This window comes from Umezawaea tangerina (genome assembly GCF_003002815.1).
Lineage (GTDB): Bacteria > Actinomycetota > Actinomycetes > Mycobacteriales > Pseudonocardiaceae > Umezawaea > Umezawaea tangerina.
In genome coordinates, this window is record NZ_PVTF01000004.1 from 80582 (window position 1) to 97758 (window position 17177).

A 17177-nucleotide genomic window follows, 5' to 3' on the forward strand; every position below is an offset into this window, starting at 1 on the left:
GCACTAGTCCAGCACGACCTCCGTGGTGAGCACGCGGTCGTGGCCCAGGCGCCTGGTCTCGCCGACGAGGGTGAACTCGTCGGAGAGCCTGATGTCCTCGCTGGAACCGCCGACCAGCACGTGCAGCGCGCCCGGCTCGACGATCCGGTGGCCGTGCAGGCCCGTGAACGAGGTGCGGTCGGCGTGCAGGTGGAACGCGACCCGCCTCGACTGGCCCGCTTCGAGGTCGAGCCGCGTGAAGCCCGCGAGTTGGCGGACCGGCCTGGCGACGCTGGCGACGGGGTCGTGGAGGTAGAGCTGGACGACCTCGGTGCCGGAGCGGGTGCCGGTGTTGGTGACGGTGCAGGAGATGGTGAGCTCGCCGTCGGTCGGAACCTCGGTGGCGGACAGCTCCAGGGCGTCGTACTCGAAGGTCGTGTAGGACAGGCCGTGGCCGAACGGGTAGAGGGGGGTGGGGTCGGCCGAGCTGACGCCGCCGGGGCCGCCCAGTTTGGCGTGCAGGTAGGTGGTGGGTTGGCCGCCGGGGCCCTTGGGGACCTGCACCGGGAGTTTGCCGGACGGGTTGACGCGGCCGCTGAGGACGCCCGCGACGGCGGAAGCGCCTTCCTCGCCGGGGAAGAAGGCCTGGACGGTGGCGGCGGTGCCGGGGAAGTCGCCCAAGGCGTAGGGCCTGCCCGCGACGAGGACGAGGACGACGGGGATGTCGGCGTCCACCAGGGCGGCGAGCAGGTCGGCCTGGACGCCGGGGAGGGTCAGGTCCTCGGCGTCGCAGCCCTCACCGGAGGTGCCGCGGCCGAACAGGCCCGCGCGGTCGCCGAGGACGGCGACGCAGACGTCCGCCGAGCGGGCGATGCTGATGGCCTCGGCGAGACCGCCGAGGTCGGGGCCGTCGACGGTGCAGCCCCGCGCGGTGACGACGTCGGCGTCCGGGAACTCGGCGCGGATGGCGTCGAGCACCGTGGGGACCTCGACGCCGAGCGGCTCGTCCGGGTGCTGCACGCCGACGTGGCTGGGGAACGAGTAGCAGCCCATGAGCGCCAGCACGTCGTCGGCGCACGGCCCGATGACGGCGATGCGGGGCGGGGCCTGCAACGGGAGCGCGTCGCGGTGGTTGTCCAGCAGCACGACGGACCGCTCGGCCATCGTGCGGGCGAGGGAGCGCAGGCCGGGCGGGTCGAGGTTGACCGGTTCGGCGCGGCGCACCGCGGGCGACTCGGGGTCCCAGTCGGCGTCGAGCAGGCCGAGCTCGCACTTCTGCCGCATCACGTAGGTGACCGCGCGGTCGACCAGCTCCTCCGACACCTTGCCGGAACGGACCAGTTCGGCCAGCGGGTCGCCGTAGCAGCGGACGGTCGGCAGCTCGACGTCGACACCGGCCGCGAGCGCCAGCGCCGCCGCCTCGCCGGGCGACCCGGCGACGCCGTGGGCGGTCTCCAGGAACGACACCGCGAAGTAGTCCGACACCAGGACCCCGCGGAAACCCCACTCGCCGCGCAGCAGATCCGTCAGCAGCACGGGGTTCGCGGCGGGCGGCACGCCGTCGACGTCGGCGTAGGACTGCATCACCGACCGCGCGCCACCCAGGCGCAGCGCCATCTCGAACGGCGGCAGCACCACGTCGGCGAACTCGCGCGGCCCGATGGACACCGGCGCGTGGTTGCGCCCGGCGGCCGACGCCGAGTAGCCCGCGAAGTGCTTGAGGGTCGCCACGACCCCGGTCGACTCCAGGCCGCGGGTGTAGGCGGAGCCGAGGAGCCCGACGAGGTACGGGTCCTCACCGATCGACTCCTCCGTGCGCCCCCACCTGGGGTCGCGGACGACGTCGAGCACCGGCGCGAGGCCCTGGTGCACGCCGAGGTCGCGCAGCTGGCCGCCGATCTCGGTGGCCATCCGCTCCACGATCACCGGGTCGAACGTCGCCCCCCAGGCCAGCGGCGTCGGGAACACGGTGGCCTGCCAGGCGGTGAAGCCGGACAGGCACTCCTCGTGCGCCATCGCCGGGATGCCGAGGCGCGATCCGGAGACCAGCTTGCGCTGGGTCTCGGCCAGCACCCGCGCCCCGACCAGGGGGTCGATCGGGCGGGTTCCGAACACCCGCGTCAGCTGCCCGAGACCGGGTTTCGTCAGTTCGGCCCACGACGGCAGCGGCTCGGCGAACTCGTGCTGCGCGGGCGCGACCTCGGCGTCGTCCGGGGACACGCCCACCCACACCCCCACGAGCTGGGCGAGCTTCTCCTCGATCGTCATGTCGCGCACCACCAGGTCGACGCGCTCGTCGACGGGACGGGACGGATCGGCCCAAGCCGCTCCGGTGGTCCGGGAATCGTCGTGCACGCCCGCTCCTCCTCAACGCAAGTTCCAAGCTGTTTCCCGATACTATCGGAAACACTTCGAAACACAATGAGCAGCAAGAACAGCACAATTAGGCCACAAAAGTGACTCTTGACACCCTATTGGGACAGCCCTACTGTCTCCGCAAGTCGTACATGTTTCGAAATGTTTCGACACTCCGCACCGTGGCAGAGAGGAAGGCGGTCGCATGTTCCGCCGATCGAGGACGCGCCCCCTGATCGCACTGGTCGCAATGGTGGCCGCGGTAGCCGCGTGCGGCACCTCGGGCCCGTCGAGCGGGGGTGGCGGCCCCTTCAAGGTCTGGGCCCTCCAGGACCCCGTGCTCAACCCCATCGAGAAGACCTCCATCGAGGGGGCGGGCGGAGCGCTCGAGACCTTCGGCAACGACCCGTACAAGCAGAAGGTCCGGGTCGCGATCGGCTCCCCGAACGCGCCGGACGTCTTCTTCAACTGGGGCGGCGGCAACCTCAAGGAGTACGTCGACGCGGGCAAGATCGAGGACCTGACGCCGGTGCTCGACTCGACCAGCGGCCTGAAGGACGCCTTCCTGCCCAGCGTCCTGAACGGCGCGAAGATCGACGGCAAGTACTACGGCCTGCCGATGCGCGGCATGCAGCCGGTGGTCCTCTTCTACAACAAGGACCTCTTCACCTCCGCGGGTGTGCAGCCGCCGAAGACGTGGGACGACCTGCTCAAGCTCGTCGACGCGTTCAAGGGCAAGAACATCCAGCCGATCGCGCTGGCGGGCTCGCAGGCGTGGACCGAGCTGATGTGGATCGAGTACCTGCTCGACCGGGTAGGCGGCTCCGAGGTGTTCCAGAACATCAGGGACAAGGGCCCCGCGGGCTGGAAGGACCCGGCCGTGCTGGAGGCGGCGACCAAGGTGAAGGAGCTCGTCGACCGCGGCGGCTTCGGCACCAACTACGCCTCCGTCGGCTACGACGTCGGCGGCGCGTCCACGATCCTCGCGCAGGGCAAGGCCGCGATGCACCTCATGGGCTCCTGGGAGTACGTGAACCAGCTCGGCCAGTCGCCCGACTTCGTGAAGAACGACAAGCTCGGCTGGGTCACCTTCCCGAGCCTGGCAGGCGGCAAGGGCAAGCCGGACACCGTGGTGGGCAACGCGTCGAACTACTACTCGATCACGAAGTCCTCGAAGTCGTTGGACGCGGCCAAGAAGTTCGTCTCGACCGCGCTGAACGACGAGAAGTACGTGCAGTCGCTGATCGACGCGGGTGACGTGCCCGCGGTGACCGGCGTGAAGGAGAAGCTGGCCAAGGCCGCGAACTCCCAGTACACGACGTGGATCTACGAGCAGGTCGAGAAGGCGTCCACGTTCCAGCTGTCCTGGGACCAGGACCTGCCCGCGGACCAGGCGACCAAGATGCTGACCCAGCTCCAGGAGCTGTTCCTGGGCAAGATCACCCCGCAGGCCTTCGTCGACGCGCTGGCGCAGGGCTGACGATGCGCCAACGACCGTCGTTCTGGTACGCCGCACCCGCTTTCGCGTTCTTCGCCCTGTTCGCGGCGCTGCCCATGGTCCTCGTCGTGTTCCTGAGCTTCACGTCGTGGGACGGACTGGGCACACCGCAACCGAACGGGGTGGACAACTGGGCTCGGCTGGCCGACGACGGTCAGGCGTACGACGCGGTGGGCCGCACCGCGATCCTGATGGTGGTCTCGTGGCTGGTCCAGACGCCGATCGCACTGCTGATCGGCGTCTGGGCCGCGGGCCGCCAGCGCTCCCGCGCGGTGCTCAGCTCCATCTTCTTCCTGCCGCTGCTGCTGTCCACGGCCGCCATCGCGCTGCTGTGGAAGGTGATGCTCGACCCGAACTTCGGCGTGACGCAGGCGCTGGGCGGGCCGCTGGGCGACATCCAGTTCCTCGGCGACCCGTCCATCGCGCTCTACACGGTGGCGTTCGTGATCACCTGGCAGTACGTGCCGTTCCACACGCTGCTCTACCAGGGCGCGGCACGGGCGATCCCGCGCAACCTCTACGAGGCCGCCACGATCGACGGCGCCGGGCGGGTGCGGCAGTTCGTCCACATCACCCTGCCGCAGCTGCGGTACACGATCATCACGTCGTCGATCCTGATGATCGTGGGGTCGCTCACCACGTTCGACACCGTCCTGATCCTCACCGACGGCGGCGGACCCGGCACGGCGTCCAGGATCGCGCCGCTGCACATGTACATCACCGGCTTCAGCGGGTTCGAGATGGGCTACGCCAGCACCATGGCCGTGCTCCTCGTGGTCGTCGGGACCGGGCTGTCGCTGCTCGTGATGCGGGTGACCGGGTACCGGTCCATGAACAGTCAGCAGGAGGGCGCGTGAAGCGCAACGTGCCCGCCGGGGTATCGGCGCTGGTGTGGCTGGTCCTCGTCGCGGGGCCGCTCTACTTCATGGTGGCGGTCAGCCTGCGCGGGCGGGCCGACTACCTGACGAACAACCCGCTCAAACCGCCCACCGACCCGACGCTGGACAACTACCGGACCGTCCTCACCGGCGGGTTCGGCGGCTACCTGTTCAACAACGTCGTCGTCACGTTCGCCACCGTCGCGATCGTCGTGCTGCTCGGCGTGCCCGCGGCCTACGCGATCGTGCGGAGCACCAGCAAGCTCGTGCAGCGCGGGTTCACCCTGCTGCTGGCCGGGCTGGCGATCCCCGCGCAGGCGACGATCATCCCGGTCTACCTGCTGATCACCCGGCTGAACCTGTACGACAGCCTGACCGCGATCATCCTGCCGACGGCGGCGTTCGCGCTGCCGGTCGCGACGCTGGTGCTGACCAACAGCCTCCGCGACGTGCCGAAGGAGCTGTACGAGGCGCAGACGATCGACGGCGCCAGCGCGTTCGGCGTGCTGCGGCACCTGGTGCTGCCGCTGGCCAAGCCCGCGATCGTGACGGTCGTCGTCTACACGGCGCTCAACGCGTGGAACGGGTTCCTCTTCCCGCTCGTGCTGACGCAGTCGGAGTCGACCAGGGTGCTCACGCTCGGCCTGTGGAACTTCCAGGGGCAGTTCGGGACCAACGTGCCCGCGCTCCTCGCGGCGGTTACCCTGTCGGTGTTGCCGATCTTCGTCGTGTACCTGATCGGCAGGCGATACCTGCTCAGCGGCCTGACCGCCGGGTTCGGCAAATAGGTGCCGATAGTTTCGACCCCGGTCATCCCTGTCGTAGACTGCCGGCATGTCAGCGAAAGCCGAGCCCTCCGCATCCGGCGGGCCCGCGTCGGGAAAGATCACCATTGCCGACATCGCGACCGAGGCAGGCGTGTCGGTACCGACAGTTTCGAAGGTGATGAACGGCCGCACGGACGTGGCCGCGCACACCAGGGAACGCGTCGAGGCGATCATCCGCAGGCACGGGTACCAGCGCCGCGGCGACGACAGGTCGCGCAGGTCCACCCTGGTGGAGCTGATGTTCCACGAGCTGGAGAGCGCGTGGGCGCTGGAGATCATCCGGGGTGCCGAGCAGGTCGCCCGCGAGCACGGGCTGGCCGTCGTCATGTCCGAGTCGCAGGGCAGGCTCACGCCCGGCCACGGCTGGCTGGAGAGCGTGATCGCGCGCAGGCCGCTGGGCGTGATCGCGGTGTTCTCCGACCTCAGCGCGACGCAGCTGGCGAAGCTGCGCGCCCGTGACATCCCGGTCGTCGTGGTCGACCCGGTCGGCGAGCCCGGCCCGGAGACCCCGTCTATCGGCGCCACGAACTGGAACGGCGGGCTCACCGCGACCCGGCACCTGCTGGAGCTCGGCCACCGCCGGATCGGCATGATCGGCGGCCCGGAGCGCGTGCTGTGCAGCCGGGCCAGGGTGGACGGCTACCGGGCGGCGATGGAGACCGCCGGGCTGACCGTCGACCCGGACCTGGTGCGCTACGGCGACTTCCACGTCGAGGCCGGTTTCAAGCAGGCGGCCGTGCTGCTGGCCCGCCCCGACCGGCCGACCGCGATCTTCGCGGGCAGCGACCTCCAGGCGCTCGGCGTGTACGAGGCCGCGCGCGCCGCGGGCCTGCGCGTGCCGCAGGACCTCAGCGTCGTCGGCTTCGACGACCTGCCGCTGGCCGAGTGGGTCGGCCCGCCGCTCACCACGGTGCGGCAGCCGTTGCAGGACATGGCCGCCGCGGGCACCAGGCTCGCGATCACGCTGGCGCGCGGCGAGAAGCCCGAGCACCGGCGGATCGAGCTGGCGACCACGTTGGTCGTCCGGCACAGCACGGCACCTCCGGCACCTTGATCCATTTCGTTCCGCACTGGATAGTGTGGAACGAAATGATCCGGCACTGGAGGTTGTCTTGGGCAAGACCGTCGTCGTGGTCGGCGCCACCGGCAAGCAGGGCGGCGCGGCCGCGGCCCACCTCCTCCGGGGCGGGTGGCACGTCCGAGCCGTGACCAGGAACGCGCAGAGCCCGGCCGCCGCCGCGCTCACCGCGGCCGGCGCCGAGGTCGTCGTCGCCGACATGGACGACCCGGCCTCGCTCGGCCGGGCCTTCGCGGGCGCGCACGGCGTGTTCAGCGTCCAGCCCGCCCCGCACGACCCCGGCGCCCCGATGGGGTACAGCACCGAGGTCGAGGTCCGGTGGGGGCGCAACGTCGCCGACGCCGCGGCCGCCGCGGGCGTCGCGCACCTGGTCTACGCCTCCCTCGTCGAGGCGGAGCAGCGCACCGGCGTGCCGTCGTTCGACAGCAAGTGGGAGGTCGAGCGGCACATCCGCTCCCTCGGTCTGCCCACCACGGTGCTGCGGCCGGTCACGTTCATGGACGGCCTCGTGCTGTCGAAGGACGTGCTCGACGGCTCGTTCACCCACGTCCTGGACCCGGACACCCGCTACCAGCTGATCGGCGTGGACGACATCGGCGCCTTCGCCTCCCTCGTGTTCGCCGCGCCGGAGGAGTACGTCGGCCGGTCGCTCACCATCGCGGGCGACGAGCGCACCCCGCGCGAGGTCGCCACCGTCCTCGGCCGCGCCCTTGGCCACCCCGTCGCCTACCACCAGATCCCGATGGACCTGATCCGCCGGCACGACCCCGGCCTGGCCTCGGTGTTCGACGCGCCCCCGGCGACCAAGGCGGACGTGGCCGCGCTGCGGGTAGCGCACCCTGGGCTGATGACGTTCGAGGCGTGGCTGTCGCGGCACGGCCGGGCGAAGCTCGCGGGGCTGTGAGCCACCGTCACCCGAACCTCGCGATGACGTGCCACAGCCGCTTGAGCAGCTGCGGGTCGTGCGCACCGCGCGCCTCGTCGACGACCCGTGCGTCCAGGTACCCCTCCCGCGCGAGGGCGCGCCCCAGCTCCGCGACCTCCTCGCCGCGGTAGTCCGGCCGCAGGTCGTCGACGTGCAGGCGGAACCCGTGGTGCCACTCCACCGGGCACGGCAGCTCCGCCGCCAGCGCCTCGACCCCGGTGCCGCGGAAGCACGGGTCCAGCACCAGCGCCTCCACGTCGCCGTCGAGCAGCACCGGCCCGTGCACGTGCGCCTCGATGTAGTCGTCGAGCGCGTCGCGGTCGTCGGCCAGCGCCTTGTCGATCAACGACATCCGGTGCGCCACCCCGAAGTCCACCGGTTCGAAGACGCTGTCCGGGTAGCAGAACGTGGTGCGCGGCAGCGTGGCCGCGGTGAGCCGCAGGTGCGCCGACCCGAACCTCGGCGCCGGTCCGGCGGGTTTGCGGAGGTGGTTCAGGGCGCCGTACTTCGGGCGGTCCGCGGGCGGGGCGTGGTCGTAGACGCCGCCGAACAACCTGCTCTCCCACCGCCACCGGTCACCGCCGGGGTGCGCGGTCAGGCCACCGTTGCTGGTCCCGGTCTCGAACTGCGACCGGTAGACGCCGTCGCGCAGCAGCGAGCCGAGGATGTGCGGGTGGAAATGCAGGCCGACGCGCAGGTCGGGGGGCATCGGGTCACCATGGGAGAGCGCCTCGACGTGCCGGAGTGCCATGGACCCGATCCTGCACCGACGAGTTCCGCGGCGTGGCCGGGTCTACCCCTGTGACGAGAGGAGATTCCCATGAGCCTGCCGAAGGTGGTTTCCCGCGAGGAGTGGCTGGTCGCGCGCAAGGAGCTGCTCGCCAAGGAGAAGGCCGCGACGAGGGCGCGCGACGCGCTGAACACCGAACGCCGTGAGCTGCCCATGGTCCGGATCGACAAGGAGTACGAGTTCGACGGGCCGTCGGGGAAGGTGTCGCTGCTCGACCTGTTCGAGGGCCGTCACCAGCTCGTCCTCGGCCACTTCATGTTCGACCCGGCGTGGGACGAGGGCTGTTCGAGCTGCAGCGCGGGCGCCGACGAGGTGTCCGACGGGCTGGTCAGGCACCTCAACACGCGCGACACGTCGCTGGCGTTCGTGTCCCGCGCGCCGTTGGCGAAGATCGAGGCTTACAAGGCGAAGAAGGGGTGGACGTTCCCCTGGTACTCGTCCTTCGGCAGCGACTTCAACTACGACTTCCACGTCACGCTGGACCCGGCCGTGCTCCCCACCGAGTACAACTACAGTCCGGTCGACCAGACCGAACCGGGCGAAGCGCCTGGTCAGAGCATCTTCCTGCGGGACGGCGACGAGGTGTTCCACACCTACTCCAGCTACGCCCGCGGTGCCGAGGCCACCGGCGGCTCCTACTACTACCTCGACCTGACGCCGCTGGGACGGCAGGAGGACTGGGAGGAGCCGAAGGGGCGCACCTCGAACGCCCGCGACGCGACGCCGAACTTCGAGCGTTAGCGACTCGGCGTGATGGCGACATCACGCGATGTTTCGTGCCGGTGCTCGCGGAGAGCTCCTCCGCGAGCACCGGAGTGGCCCGGCCGCGGGAGCACGACGACCGGCCGGACTTCGCGGGTCCCGACTGCTCGTGGGGTGACGAGCGCCTGGAGAGCTGCGGGCGCGGCACCGGTGAAGCGGGGTCGTCCGGCAGTGGATCGCGATGGCCACCTCGCACCACATCCGCCACGTCAGCCTGGGGGGCGGCGGCCTGACCTCAGCCCTCCGGCAGGGCCGCCAGTCGGTCCAGGAACGCGGCCTGGCCCTTCACGATCTTGGTCCTGGCCGTCTCCAGGTCGAACCACCCGACCCGGTCCAGCTCCGGGAACTCCTTGAGCTGTCCCGACTTCGGCGGCCACTCCAGCTCGAACGTGCCGGGCACCACGTCGGCCGGGTCGAGGTCGCCGCGGAGCGCCCAGGCCGTGACGACCTTGCCGCCGGACTGCTTGACCTCGCCCAGCTCCAGCAGGTCGCCGTCCGGTGCGGGCAGTCCCAGCTCCTCCTGGAACTCGCGGCGGGCGGCGTCCTGGGGTTCCTCGTCGTCGAGGTGCTCGCCTTTGACAAGGGACCAGGCGTGGTCGTCCTTGCGCGCCCAGAAGGGGCCGCCCATGTGACCCAGCAGCACTTCCGTGCCGTTCTCGGTGTCGCGGAACAACAGGATCCCGGCACTGCGCTTCGCCGCCATGCACCCGATTGTGCCAACCGCCCCGCGTTGACAACGCGGCGGAGGGCTTGCCATGCTGGAAAGGAGTCGAGAGGCGCTGCGACGGGGAAGACCCGCCACGCTCGGCTCGCGACTCCACCCCCAAGGGCGCCTCCTGACACAGGAGGCTGGTGGGTTGTGAGTTCCAAGCTGCAGAAGGTCAACGGGATCGAGTTCGCGGTCGCGGACCTGTCGCTGGCGGAGTCCGGTCGGCACCAGATGCGGTTGGCCGAGCAGGAGATGCCCGGTCTGATGGCGACGCGCCGGGAGTTCGCGGAGTCGCAGCCGCTCAAGGGCGCGCGGGTCGCCGGGTCGCTGCACATGACGGTGCAGACCGCGGTGCTGATCGAGACGCTGGTGGCGTTGGGCGCGGAGGTGCGCTGGGTGTCGTGCAACGTGTTCTCCACGCAGGACGAGGCCGCGGCGGCCGTGGTGGTGGGTCCCGACGGGACACCCGAGGAGCCGACCGGCACGCCGGTGTTCGCCTGGAAGGGCGAGACGCTGGAGGACTACTGGTGGTGCACGGACCAGCTGTTCCAGTTCGCGGACGGGCTCGGGCCGAACATGGTGGTCGACGACGGTGGCGACGCGACCATGCTGGTGCACAAGGGAGTCGAGTTCGAGGCGGCGGGCGCGGTGCCCGCGCCGACCGACGACGACCCCGAGGAGTACCGGATCGTCCTGGCGACGCTGGCGAGGTCGCTGACCGAGGACGCGGGCCGCTTCACCCGGATCGCGGCCGGGATCAAGGGCGTGACCGAGGAGACGACGAACGGCGTCAAGCGGCTCTACAAGCTGGCCGCCGACGGGACGCTGCTGTTCCCGGCGATCAACGTCAACGACTCCGTCACGAAGTCCAAGTTCGACAACAAGTACGGCATCCGGCACTCCCTTGTGGACGGTCTGAACCGCGGGACGGACGTGATGATCGCGGGCAAGCTCGCGGTGATCTGCGGGTACGGCGACGTCGGCAAGGGCGCGGCGGAGTCGTTGCGCGGTCAGGGCGCGCGGGTCGTGGTGACCGAGATCGACCCGATCTGCGCGTTGCAGGCCTCCATGGAGGGCCTGGACGTGGTGGCGCTGGAGGACGTCGTCGAGAAGGGCGACATCTTCATCACCACGACCGGCAACCTCGACATCGTCATGGCCGCGGACATGGCGCGGATGAAGCACAACGCCATCGTCGGCAACGTCGGCCACTTCGACAACGAGATCGACATGGCCGGGCTCGCGAAGGTGCCCGGCATCAAGAAGGTCGAGATCAAGCCGCAGGTCCACGAGTGGCGCTTCCCGGACGGGCACTCGGTCATCGTGCTGTCCGAGGGCAGGCTGATGAACCTGGGCAACGCCACCGGGCACCCGAGCTTCGTCATGTCGAACTCGTTCACCAACCAGACGATGGCGCAGATCGAGCTGTTCACGAAGCCGGACGAGTACGACCGGCAGGTCTACGTGCTGCCCAAGCACCTGGACGAGAAGGTCGCCCGGCTGCACCTCGACGCGCTCGGCGTGAAGCTGACCAAGCTCACGCCCAAGCAGGCCGAGTACATCGGCGTCGAGGTCGAAGGCCCGTTCAAGGCCGACCACTACCGCTACTGACCGGCCGGGGCGGGCGGTGCGCCGCCCGCCCCCTAGGGCGTGTATCGAAGTCTCGTTCGATGGGAGTCGCGCCTGAGGTGGTTCCTGGCGGTGCGGCCGACTGGCCCGCATACCGCTGTTGTATGCGGGCCAGTCGGCCGTGCCCCCAGGGGCCGCCTCAGGCCCGGCTACCGCGAACACGGACTTCGATACACGCCCTAGTCACCGCTGCTGCCACATCGAGTAGATGAGGTTGTCGCCGTCCGCGCAGACGACCTGGGGCAGCGCGCCCTCCGGGATCTGGTTGCAGGACAACGGTCCGATGGCCAGCGGCGGCAGCCCGGTCTTCGGCTCGGAGCGCTGCGCGTAGTAGTCGACCAGGACGGCAGCGGCCTTGTCGCAGTCCAGCCTGCCCGCCGGGGTCTCGACGACGACGGCGAGCATCTCCTTGCCGAGCGCGCCGGTGAACGGGCGGTCGCAGTACTGGGCCGGGGCGCTCTCGTCCACGGACGTCGGTGGTGGCGTCGGCGCGGTCGTGGTCGGACGCGCGGTGGTCGTGACGACGGTGGTCGTCGGCGCGGTGGTGGTGGTGGTGGTGGTGGTGGTGGTGGTCGGGCGCGTGGTGGTGGTGCCCGGCCGGTCCCCCGAACCGCTACCGCTCCCGGCGACGACCGCGGAGCACCCTCCCAGCAGGACGGCCAGCAGCACGCCGACGACCGCGAACCCCGAGCCCCTGACTCCGGCCATGCCACTCCCATCGTCGCGCCGCACCCCTGTCACCAGGTAGGACGCACGCCGCGGCCGTCGGTTCCCGCGTGCTCAGCGCCGCACGAGCCGGGGCGTGTTGGCCGCCAGCGGCACCTCGCCCGACGCGGTGTCCAACGTGGTCGCCAGCGCCGCCGCCCAGTCGCCGAGGCCCGCGATGTCGATGCCGTGCGGCGGCGCGTCCAGGTACGGGGCGATGTTGCGCGCCCCGCGCCGGAGCAGCGCGGCCCCGCCGGTCGTGTTGCCGCGCGCGGCGTGGGTCAGGCCGACGGCCAGCTGCGCCATCCCCCGCCACAGCTCGCGCTCCGGCCCGTCCGACATCTTCCACGCGTCCTCGAGCACCTCGTGCGCGTGGAACGGCATCCCCGCGTCCAGCAGGCGCTGCGCCTCCACCAGGGACTCGTCCGGTGTCCTCGGCACGCCCTCGGGCTGGCGTTCGACACCCGGCACGCCGTAGGGCAGCGGACGGCCGAGGCCGTCGCGCGGCCGGGCGTTGCGGGCCCGCCCCTCCTGGTCGCGGTCGCGCACGGCCGACGTCGCCGGGCCCGCTACCAGCTTCGGCGCGTCGGGGGCGAAGCCGCAGTGCTCGCACGCGGTCGAGCCCGGACGTTCCCGGATCCGGCCGCACTCCGGGCAGACGGCGTCCAACCAGCAGGCCGGGTCCCCTTGCTCCGCATCCACACCCCGATCCTGCCACGTCCCCGGAACCGCCGTCGCCCACCGGAGATCCGGGTGCTGCCCCCACCCCCGTCGGGGTGCTCGCCCCCTCGTCGGCACCGGCCGCGCTCCCTACGTTCTCAAGGCACACGGACTTGGGGGAAAGATCATGAGCACGGTTGTCGAGGCACCACCGCGGTCGCGGCTGGTGTACGGCGTGGCGGCACTGGTCGGCGTCGTCCTGGTGGCGTTCGCGGGCGGGTACGGCTACCACGGTGACGAGCTGTACTTCGTGGCGGCGGGCCGCCACCTGGCGTGGGGGTATCCGGACCAGCCGCCGCTCACGCCGCTGCTGGCGAGGCTGATGGACCTCGTCGCGCCCGACTCCCTGGTGGCGCTGCGGGTACCGGCCGCGATCGCCGCGGGGCTGACGGTGCTGTTCGTCGGCCTGACCGCCCGCGAGATGGGCGGACGGCCGCGGGCGCAGCTGGTCGCGGCGACCGGCGCCGCGGTGTCCGGGCTGGTGCTGGTGCCCGGTCACATGATGCACACCACGACGGTCGACATCTGCCTGTCGGCGGCGTTGACGTGGCTGGTCGTGCGGGTGCTGCGGACCGGTGACGAGCGGCTGCTGGCGGTCGCGGGCGCGGTGCTCGGGGTGGGGCTGCTGAACAAGTACCAGATCGCGGCGGTCGCGGTCGCCCTGGTGCTCGGTCTCGCCGTGGCGGGACCGCGTGGTCTGCTGCGCAGCCCGTGGTTCGCCGCCGGGGTGCTGGTGGCGCTGGTGATGTGGGCGCCGAACCTGTGGTGGCAGGCCCAGCACGGGTGGCCGCAGCTGGACATGGCGCAGCTGATCAGCGAACGCGGCGGCAACGGCGCCCGCCTGGCCTTCGTGCCGCTGCAGCTGGTCTACGTCAGCCCGTTCCTGGCCCCGCTGTGGATCGCCGGGCTGGTCCGGCTGCTGCGCACGCCCGCGTCGCGCTTCCTCGGCGTCGCCTACCTGCTGCTGGCCGCGGCGTTCATCGCTGCGGGCGGCTCGGCGCTGTACCTGTTCGGCGCCTACTCGGCACTGCTGGCTGCGGGTGGTCTGGCCGTCGACGGGTGGCTGGAGCGCGGCGCGACCGGACGCCGCGTGGCCGTCGGCACGGCGCTGGTGGGGTCCGCGGCGTTCGTCGTGCCGCTGGCGCTGCCGGTGGTGCCGCTCGACCGGCTGTCGACGATCCCGGTGGTCAAGCTCAACGGGCTGACGGCCGAGCAGTTCGGCTGGCCGGAGCTGGCCGAGACGGTGGCGAGCGTCCACCGGGGATTGCCACCTGGTCAACGCGAGCACGCCGTCGTCCTGACCGAGAACTTCGGCGAGGCCGCCGCGCTGGAGCGCTACGGGCCCGCGCTCGGGCTGCCCGCCGCGTACAGCGGCTACCGCGGCTACGCCGACTGGGGACCGCCACCCGAGACGGCGACCACGGTGCTGCTCGTGCGCCCCGGCGGGAAGTCCGACCCGCCCGCGTGGGCCGTGCGGGCGTGCCGCGGAGGGGTGCGGCAGGTCGCGACGACGGACAACGACCAGGGCGTCAAGAACAAGGAGCAGGGCGGTCGGGTGTGGCTCTGCACGGATCTCGGCGAGTCCTGGGCGGCGCTTTGGCCCGGTATCCGCCACCTGGACTGAGCCAGTCCGACACCGGATTGCTCCGTATCGTTCATCCTCTGGCGCGGATTCTCATGGCAGTCTTCATCCCATCGTGTGACGTTTAATCACACTGCGTAGCCCGTGGATCCCTGCCCACGGGAGCGCCGCCCTCGGGAGAGGACACGCCATGCCGAGATCCCGTGCCGCCCGGTGGAGCGCGGTGGGCCTGTTCGTCGTGGCGACGGTCGTCGCCGTCGCCGTCCAGGTCCCCACCGCCACCGCCGCCACACCGATCACCGTCGCCCAGGCCATCGGCCAGCAGACCGGGGCCTCGGCCACCGTCCGCGGCTACGTGGTCGGCCAGCCCACCGCGACCAGCACCGTCATCCGGTCGGGCTTCCCCAACGACTACGCGCTCGCCCTCGCCGACTCCGCGAGCGAGACCGCCACGTCGAAGATGGTCTACGTCCAGATCACGTCGTCGTTCCGGGCGGCCTGGGGGTTGCAGTCCAACCCGAGCCTGCTGGGCAAGCAGCTCGACGTCACCGGCCCGCTCGGCGCGTACTTCTCGCACGCCGGCCTCACCTCGCCGACCGCGTTCGCACTGGCGGGCGGCGGTGGCACCACCCCGCCGACGACCACGCCGCCGACCGGGACGCCCGGTGACTACGACGGCACGTACTACCTGCCCGCGATCGGGAAGTCCGGCACGGCGCTGCGCACGTCGTTGAACCAGATCATCCGGACGCAGACCAAGCTCACCTACGAGCAGGTCTGGGACGCGCTCAAGCTGACCGACCAGGACCCGAACAACTCGAACAACGTGATCCTGCTGTACTCCGGCACGTCACGGGCCAAGAGCCTCAACGGCGGCAACCCCGACGACTGGAACCGCGAGCACGTCTGGGCCAAGTCGCACGGCGACTTCGGCACCGCGACCGGTCCCGGCACGGACATCCACCACCTGCGGCCGGCCGACGTGACCGTCAACTCCGACCGCGGCAACAAGGACTTCGACAACGGCGGCACCCAGTCCACCGAGGCGCCCGGCAACTACACCGACGCCGACTCGTGGGAGCCGCGCAACGCCGACAAGGGCGACGTGGCCAGGATGATCTTCTACATGGCCATCCGCTACGAGGGCGGCGACGGCTTCCCCGACCTCGAGGTCAACAACAGCACCAGCAACGGCACGAACCCCTACATCGGCAAGCTGTCGGTGCTCAAGCAGTGGAACACCCAGGACCCGCCGAGCACGTTCGAGAAGCGGCGCAACCAGGTCATCTACGACACCTTCCAGCACAACCGCAACCCGTTCATCGACCACCCCGAGTGGGTCGACTCCATCTGGGGCTGAGCAGGAGCGTCGAAGGGGGCCACCCGAGCGGGTGGCCCCCTTCAGCATGTCCGAGGTCTTTACATGTGACCATTTGGTCACCTATCCTTGGTTCGTGACCGACGACGACCGCGTCTTCAAAGCGCTCGCCGACCCCACCCGGAGGTTCTTGCTCGACCTGCTGTTCGAGCGGGACGGGCGCACGCTCACGGAGTTGGAGTCGGAGCTGGCGATGACCAGGTTCGGCGTCATGAAGCACCTCGGCGTCCTCGCCGACGCCGGGCTCGTCGTCACCCGCCGCTCGGGCCGGGAGAAGCTCCACTTCCTCAACCCGGTCCCGATCCGGCTGATCCACGACCGGTGGATCGACAAGTACACCGAGCGCCGCGTCTCGGCGCTCACCGACCTCAAGGCCCAGTTGGAGGCAGCGCATGAGCACGAGCACCGTCCAGGTCCACCGGGTGTGGATCAAGGCGACCCCGCAGGCGGTCTGGGACGCGATCACCAGTCCTGAGTGGAACGCCCAGTACGGCTACGGCTGCCCCAGCGAGTACGACCTCCGCCCCGGCGGCACCTACCGCGTCCTCGCCAACGAGGCCATGACCCAACACGGCGCCCCACCCGTCATCATCGACGGCGAGGTCCTCGAATCCGACCCGCCCAACAAGCTCGTCCAAACCTGGCGCGCCAACTTCAGCCCCGACCTCACCGCCGAAGGCTTCACCCGCCTCACCTGGGAGATCACCGAGGAGTACGGCGCGGTCCGCCTCACCGTCACCCACGAACTCGAAGGCGCCCCCATGGCAGCCGCCCAGGTCGCGGGCGACATCCCCGGCGCGGGCGGCGGCTGGACCTACATCATCAGCGACCTGAAGACCCTGCTGGAAACCGGCAAGACCTTCGCCAGCTAACCCACCAACCACAACACACAACACCCGACCCGACGACAGCCAGACCCCGCCGGGCGAAGCCCGATACCTTGTCCGACGCGAAGCGAGGATGCAGCGTCCGACGGCAAAGCCGAGGATCCGTCGTCGGGCGCAGCCCGCCAGCGCGCATCCGGCGCGGAGCGCCTGGGGCCCTGTCGGCGCCAGCCGATGCCTGGTCCGACGCGAAGCGCGGATGCCCTGTCCGACGGCGCAGCCGAGGATGCGGTGTCAGGCGCAGCCTGATGCTGGCGAAGCCAGATCTACCCCTGCCCCCGATACACAGCGCCCTCCTGCCCCACCCCCGCTTGTCAAGATGGCTTTATCGTCTTGACAAGCGGGGGTGGGGCATTGAGACAATCGCGCGCCGGGGGCCGGGCTTCGCGCTCCGGAAACCCAAGGTCCCCCCAACGTGAGAACCCCCCGAAACCCAAGGTACTCACAGGGTCCGACATTCCCCGCGCCCCAGACCCCC

Annotated in this window: 15 protein-coding genes and 1 pseudogene; 11 read left to right on the top strand and 5 right to left on the bottom strand. The window is 70.7% G+C overall.

Annotated elements, in window-relative coordinates; translation table 11 throughout:
• Window positions 1-3: 3 nt before the first annotated feature.
• Window positions 4-2334: a beta-xylosidase/alpha-l-arabinosidase gene (locus CLV43_RS14400; protein ID WP_245886452.1), complete on the bottom strand. Its 2331-nt coding sequence runs from the start codon at window positions 2332-2334 to the stop codon at window positions 4-6.
• Window positions 2335-2584: 250 nt separating this feature from the next.
• Between CLV43_RS14400 and CLV43_RS14405 the strand changes: the two genes are divergently transcribed.
• Genes CLV43_RS14405 through CLV43_RS14425 form a run of 5 tightly spaced genes read left to right on the top strand, consistent with a single transcriptional unit; the run spans window position 2585 to window position 7519 of the window.
• Window positions 2585-3814 carry an extracellular solute-binding protein gene (locus CLV43_RS14405; protein WP_106187678.1) on the top strand — a complete coding sequence of 410 codons (1230 nt, stop codon included), beginning with the start codon at window positions 2585-2587 and terminating at the stop codon, window positions 3812-3814.
• A 2-nt stretch (window positions 3815-3816) separates the two neighbouring features.
• Window positions 3817-4689: a carbohydrate ABC transporter permease gene (locus tag CLV43_RS14410; RefSeq protein ID WP_106187679.1), complete on the top strand. Its 873-nt coding sequence runs from the start codon at window positions 3817-3819 to the stop codon at window positions 4687-4689.
• On the top strand, window positions 4686-5498 hold the full coding sequence (locus CLV43_RS14415) for a carbohydrate ABC transporter permease (protein ID WP_245886456.1): 813 nt from the start codon (window positions 4686-4688) through the stop codon (window positions 5496-5498). Before CLV43_RS14410 ends, CLV43_RS14415 begins: the two co-directional genes overlap by 4 nt.
• 46 nt (window positions 5499-5544) lie before the next feature.
• On the top strand, window positions 5545-6591 hold the full coding sequence (locus CLV43_RS14420) for a LacI family DNA-binding transcriptional regulator (RefSeq protein WP_106187680.1): 1047 nt from the start codon (window positions 5545-5547) through the stop codon (window positions 6589-6591).
• Between the two features lie 58 nt (window positions 6592-6649).
• Window positions 6650-7519 (top strand): NmrA/HSCARG family protein, encoded by an 870-nt coding sequence (locus CLV43_RS14425; RefSeq protein WP_106187681.1) that lies wholly within the window; start codon window positions 6650-6652, stop codon window positions 7517-7519.
• Between the two features lie 7 nt (window positions 7520-7526).
• Here the strand turns inward: CLV43_RS14425 and CLV43_RS14430 are convergent, their stop codons facing one another.
• On the bottom strand, window positions 7527-8291 hold the full coding sequence (locus CLV43_RS14430; protein ID WP_106187682.1) for a DUF3626 domain-containing protein: 765 nt from the start codon (window positions 8289-8291) through the stop codon (window positions 7527-7529).
• Between the two features lie 69 nt (window positions 8292-8360).
• On the opposite strand from CLV43_RS14430, the gene CLV43_RS14435 reads away from it, so the two are divergent.
• The gene (locus tag CLV43_RS14435; protein ID WP_106187683.1) at window positions 8361-9071 is read left to right on the top strand and encodes a DUF899 domain-containing protein; all 711 of its coding nucleotides are present in this window, start codon (window positions 8361-8363) and stop codon (window positions 9069-9071) included.
• 256 nt (window positions 9072-9327) lie between these two features.
• On the opposite strand, the gene CLV43_RS14440 is transcribed toward CLV43_RS14435, so the two are convergent.
• Window positions 9328-9795: an NUDIX hydrolase gene (locus tag CLV43_RS14440; protein ID WP_106187684.1), complete on the bottom strand. Its 468-nt coding sequence runs from the start codon at window positions 9793-9795 to the stop codon at window positions 9328-9330.
• A gap of 156 nt (window positions 9796-9951) precedes the next feature.
• Here CLV43_RS14440 and ahcY point away from each other — a divergent pair, with 156 nt between their 5' ends.
• The gene (gene ahcY / locus CLV43_RS14445) at window positions 9952-11412 is read left to right on the top strand and encodes an adenosylhomocysteinase (RefSeq protein WP_106187685.1); all 1461 of its coding nucleotides are present in this window, start codon (window positions 9952-9954) and stop codon (window positions 11410-11412) included.
• Window positions 11413-11613: 201 nt separating this feature from the next.
• On the opposite strand, the gene CLV43_RS14450 is transcribed toward ahcY, so the two are convergent.
• Both CLV43_RS14450 and CLV43_RS14455 read right to left on the bottom strand, forming a co-directional pair.
• Complete coding sequence (locus CLV43_RS14450; RefSeq protein ID WP_106187686.1) at window positions 11614-12138, bottom strand: hypothetical protein; 525 nt, start codon at window positions 12136-12138, stop codon at window positions 11614-11616.
• 72 nt (window positions 12139-12210) lie between these two features.
• Window positions 12211-12711, bottom strand: a complete 501-nt coding sequence (locus tag CLV43_RS14455; protein WP_211304389.1) for a DUF309 domain-containing protein — start codon at window positions 12709-12711, stop codon at window positions 12211-12213.
• A 271-nt stretch (window positions 12712-12982) separates the two neighbouring features.
• On the opposite strand from CLV43_RS14455, the gene CLV43_RS14460 reads away from it, so the two are divergent.
• The 4 genes and pseudogenes from CLV43_RS14460 (at window position 12983) to CLV43_RS14475 (ending at window position 16687) form a co-directional block, all read left to right on the top strand.
• The gene (locus tag CLV43_RS14460) at window positions 12983-14479 is read left to right on the top strand and encodes a glycosyltransferase family 39 protein (RefSeq protein ID WP_106187687.1); all 1497 of its coding nucleotides are present in this window, start codon (window positions 12983-12985) and stop codon (window positions 14477-14479) included.
• A gap of 148 nt (window positions 14480-14627) precedes the next feature.
• A complete protein-coding gene (locus CLV43_RS14465; protein WP_106187688.1) occupies window positions 14628-15797 on the top strand; it encodes an endonuclease in 1170 nt (389 codons plus the stop codon).
• 94 nt (window positions 15798-15891) lie between these two features.
• Window positions 15892-16212 (top strand): annotated as a pseudogene (locus tag CLV43_RS14470) (ArsR/SmtB family transcription factor); the annotation flags it as partial.
• Complete coding sequence (locus CLV43_RS14475) at window positions 16208-16687, top strand: SRPBCC domain-containing protein (protein ID WP_106187689.1); 480 nt, start codon at window positions 16208-16210, stop codon at window positions 16685-16687. The pseudogene CLV43_RS14470 and the gene CLV43_RS14475, both read left to right, overlap by 5 nt.
• Window positions 16688-17177 lie beyond the last annotated feature (490 nt).

Excerpts from the sequence above, each read along its gene's own strand:
- CLV43_RS14405 (WP_106187678.1), top strand. The coding sequence starts at position 2,585 with ATGGTGGCCGCGGTAGCCGCGTGCGGCACCTCGGGCCCGTCGAGCGGG.
- CLV43_RS14410 (WP_106187679.1), top strand. The coding sequence starts at position 3,817 with ATGCGCCAACGACCGTCGTTCTGGTACGCCGCACCCGCTTTCGCGTTC.
- CLV43_RS14420 (WP_106187680.1), top strand. The coding sequence starts at position 5,545 with ATGTCAGCGAAAGCCGAGCCCTCCGCATCCGGCGGGCCCGCGTCGGGA.
- CLV43_RS14430 (WP_106187682.1), bottom strand. The coding sequence starts at position 8,291 with ATGGCACTCCGGCACGTCGAGGCGCTCTCCCATGGTGACCCGATGCCC.
- CLV43_RS14435 (WP_106187683.1), top strand. The coding sequence starts at position 8,361 with ATGAGCCTGCCGAAGGTGGTTTCCCGCGAGGAGTGGCTGGTCGCGCGC.
- CLV43_RS14440 (WP_106187684.1), bottom strand. The coding sequence starts at position 9,795 with ATGGCGGCGAAGCGCAGTGCCGGGATCCTGTTGTTCCGCGACACCGAG.
- CLV43_RS14450 (WP_106187686.1), bottom strand. The coding sequence starts at position 12,138 with ATGGCCGGAGTCAGGGGCTCGGGGTTCGCGGTCGTCGGCGTGCTGCTG.
- CLV43_RS14460 (WP_106187687.1), top strand. The coding sequence starts at position 12,983 with ATGAGCACGGTTGTCGAGGCACCACCGCGGTCGCGGCTGGTGTACGGC.
- CLV43_RS14465 (WP_106187688.1), top strand. The coding sequence starts at position 14,628 with ATGCCGAGATCCCGTGCCGCCCGGTGGAGCGCGGTGGGCCTGTTCGTC.
- CLV43_RS14475 (WP_106187689.1), top strand. The coding sequence starts at position 16,208 with ATGAGCACGAGCACCGTCCAGGTCCACCGGGTGTGGATCAAGGCGACC.